The organism is Streptomyces capoamus, from assembly GCF_014654935.1.
Lineage (GTDB): Bacteria > Actinomycetota > Actinomycetes > Streptomycetales > Streptomycetaceae > Streptomyces > Streptomyces capoamus.
Genome location: NZ_BNBF01000001.1, coordinates 335,098 through 338,117 on the forward strand (window position 1 = coordinate 335,098; position 3,020 = coordinate 338,117).

4 protein-coding genes and 1 pseudogene are annotated in these 3,020 nt (G+C 71.1%); all 5 read left to right on the top strand.

Annotation, left to right across the window (positions count from 1 at the left end; all coding sequences use genetic code 11):
- Nucleotides 1-522 (top strand): annotated as a pseudogene (locus tag IE312_RS38460) (ATP-binding protein); the annotation flags it as partial.
- Nucleotides 519-920 carry a roadblock/LC7 domain-containing protein gene (locus IE312_RS01605; RefSeq protein ID WP_189977547.1) on the top strand — a complete coding sequence of 134 codons (402 nt, stop codon included), beginning with the start codon at nucleotides 519-521 and terminating at the stop codon, nucleotides 918-920. The pseudogene IE312_RS38460 and the gene IE312_RS01605, both read left to right, overlap by 4 nt.
- Nucleotides 917-1,291, top strand: a complete 375-nt coding sequence (locus IE312_RS01610) for a DUF742 domain-containing protein (protein WP_189977549.1) — start codon at nucleotides 917-919, stop codon at nucleotides 1,289-1,291. Before IE312_RS01605 ends, IE312_RS01610 begins: the two co-directional genes overlap by 4 nt.
- Complete coding sequence (locus IE312_RS01615) at nucleotides 1,266-1,868, top strand: GTP-binding protein (RefSeq protein WP_189977551.1); 603 nt, start codon at nucleotides 1,266-1,268, stop codon at nucleotides 1,866-1,868. The genes IE312_RS01610 and IE312_RS01615 overlap by 26 nt, the downstream gene beginning before the upstream one ends.
- Before the next feature lie 94 nt (nucleotides 1,869-1,962).
- Nucleotides 1,963-3,020: cytochrome P450 family protein (locus tag IE312_RS01620; protein ID WP_229898961.1), on the top strand; the 1,058-nt coding region annotated here is incomplete at its 3' end.

The following is a 3,020-nucleotide window of genomic DNA, read 5'->3' on the forward strand; positions in this document are numbered from 1 at the left end:
GGGCTCGGCATGGACCAGGAGACCAAGGACCGGGCGGCGGCGCTGCTGTCGGTCGACGGTCCCGTCGACATCACCGGTCTCGGCGACCCGCCGCGGTTCGGCTTCGCCGTGTGCGGCATGCTCGCCGCCCGCTACGGCTTCGCCGTCTCCGTCGGTTCCGTGTCCCCCTACGGCGGAGTGCGTGCAGTGATTCGTGTGCCCGAAAGTCTCCTCGCGGCCGACGCGCCGCCCCCCGCGGCCGACGTCCAGGAAGAATGGGGCCGTCCGGAGGCGGTCCCCCAGCGACTGGCACCGGTCCCGGTCGTGGGCCCCTCGCACGTCGTGGGCACGACCTCGGGAGGACTGCCCAAACGCCGGCGGCGCGGCGGCCCCGTCACGGTGGTCCCGTCCCTCGACTCCCGCGGCCAGGAGGCACCGTCCGAGACGAACGGCGAGGTGACGGCCTCGCGGCTCGGGGCGTTCGCGCGCGGAACACAGCTCGGGCGGACCACGAACACCACGGAAGGACCTGACCACAAGTGAACATCGACCTGTCCTGGGTGCTGAACGACGTACTCGAGGTACGCGGAGCCCGGCACGCGATCCTCGTCTCGGGCGACGGCCTGCTGCTGCAGCGCTCGGACGACATCGCACGGGACGATGCCGAGACCAACGCCGCCGCGATGAGCTCCATGCAGTCGCTCAGCCGGGCCGTCGCCGGGTTCGTGGGAGCGGGACACGGGATCTGGAAGCAGACACTGCTGGAGTACGACGGCGGCTGGATCTTCCTGATCGCGGCCGGCCAGGGCTCCTACCTCGCCGTGTCGGCCGCACCGGACGTCGACATGGAGGCCATGTCCTTCCGGATGCAGAAGACCGTGTCCGCCCTGAGCAAGGCGATGAGCGTGGCACCGCGCTCGGACAACGGCGTGGGCGCATGACGACCCCCGGCGAGGAAGCCTCTGTCACCAGCGACTTCGTCCGCTCCTACGTCATCACCGGCGGCCGGACCCTGCCGGCCGCGGACGACCTGGCGCTGCACACCCTGGTCACCCTCGCGCCCGACCGGACGCCCCCGCTGGGAGCCGGCCCCGAGGTGATGGCGATCTGGAAGCTGTGCGCGGGCGGTTACCTGTCGGTCGCCGAGGTGGCCGGCCACCTGGGACTGCCGGTGGGGGTGGCCCGGCTGCTGCTGACCGATTTATCCGAGCAGGGCCACCTGCTGCGCCGAGCCGAGCCGCCCCGGGCTCAGAACGTTGACAGAGCGACCCTGGAAAAGGTTCTGAATGGACTCCAATCCCTCATCGGCTGAGACGGCCCCCGGCTCCATATACGTCTCCAGCGCGGTGACCAACGCCGCCAAGATCCTGGTCGTCGGGCACTTCGCGGTGGGCAAGACCACCTTCATCGGCTCGCTGTCGGAGATCACCCCGCTGCGCACCGAGGAGAAGATGACGCAGGCGTCGCTCCACGTCGACGACCTCAGGGGCGTGACGGACAAGTTCACCACCACCGTGGCCCTGGACTTCGGCCGGCTGACCCTCAGCGACGACCTCGTGCTGTACCTGTTCGGCACCCCGGGCCAGCAGCGGTTCATGCAGCTGTGGGAGGACATGGCGCGCGGCGCGCTGGGCGCGCTGCTCCTGGTCGACCCCGCCCGGCTGGAGGAGACCTTCCCCGTCATCGACCTCGTCGAGGGGTACGGCCTCGAGTACGCCATCGCCGTCAACAGCTTCGAGCCGGGCCGGGTCTACGACGAGGCGGAGGTGCGCGAGGCCCTCGACCTGCTCCCGGACACGCCCGTCGTCTACTGCGACGCCCGCGACCGGCAGTCCTCCGCCCACGCGCTGATCGCACTCGTGCGCCACCTGCTCACCCGAGCCGCCTGACACCCCCGACCCCCCGGACCACCGGCCCGGAGCCAGCAGAAGGAACACCATGGACCGCCAGTCAGCCCCCGCCCCCGCCGGCGGCAGATGCCCCATGCACGACGCCGCCTTCGCCGCCGACCCCCACCAGGTCTACGACCGGCTGCGTGCCCACGGTCCGGCCGGCCCGGTCGAACTCGCACCCGGTGTCGACGCGACCCTGGTCGTCGCCCACGAGACGGCCCTGCGCGTGCTGCAGAACTCCACGCTCTTCGCCCGGGACGCCCGCCGCTGGCAGGCCCTGAACGAAGGGCACATCGCGCTGGACAACCCGGTCCTGCCGATGATGGCGTACCGGCCCAACTGCCTGTTCACCGACGGTGCCGTGCACCTGCGGCTGCGCAAGGCCGTCACGGACAGCCTGGCCCGGCTCAACATCACCCGGATCCGCCGGGACGTCGAGCCCCTCGCCGACTACCTCATCGACCGGTTCAGCGAGCGGGGCCGGGCCGACCTCCTCAACGACTACGCCAAACTGCTGCCGCTGCTGCTGTTCAACAAGCTCTTCGGCTGCCCGGCCGACATCGGCGACACCCTCACCAGCGCCATGTCGGCGATCTTCGACGGGCAGGACGCCCTGCGCGCCGACGCGGAGCTGACCGCCTGCCTCATGGAGCTGATCGCGCTCAAGCGCCGCCGGCCCGGCGACGACGTCACCTCCTGGCTGATCCAGCACCCCGCCGGACTGACCGACGAGGAACTCAAGGACCAGCTGGTCATGCTGATGGGCGCCGGTGTGGAGCCCGAGCGCAACCTCATCGGCAACGCCCTGCTCCTGCTGCTGTCGCCCGGCGCCGGCGGGCGCGACTCCGGGCTGCTGATCGAGGAGGCGATCGATCACGTGCTGTGGAACCAGACGCCGATCGCCAACTACGCCACCCACTACCCGGTCCAGGACGTGGACCTCGGGGGAGTGGTGGCGCCGGCCAACACGCCGGTCGTCATCAGTTTCGCCGCGGCCAACAGCGATCCCGCGCTGGCCGAGGCCCGCCGGATGCACAGCAGGGGCGCCCACCTGGCCTGGGGAGCCGGTCCGCACGCCTGCCCGGCCAAGGACCCGGCGCAGGTCATCGCCGTCACCGCGATCGAGAAGCTCCTCAACGCGCTGCCGGA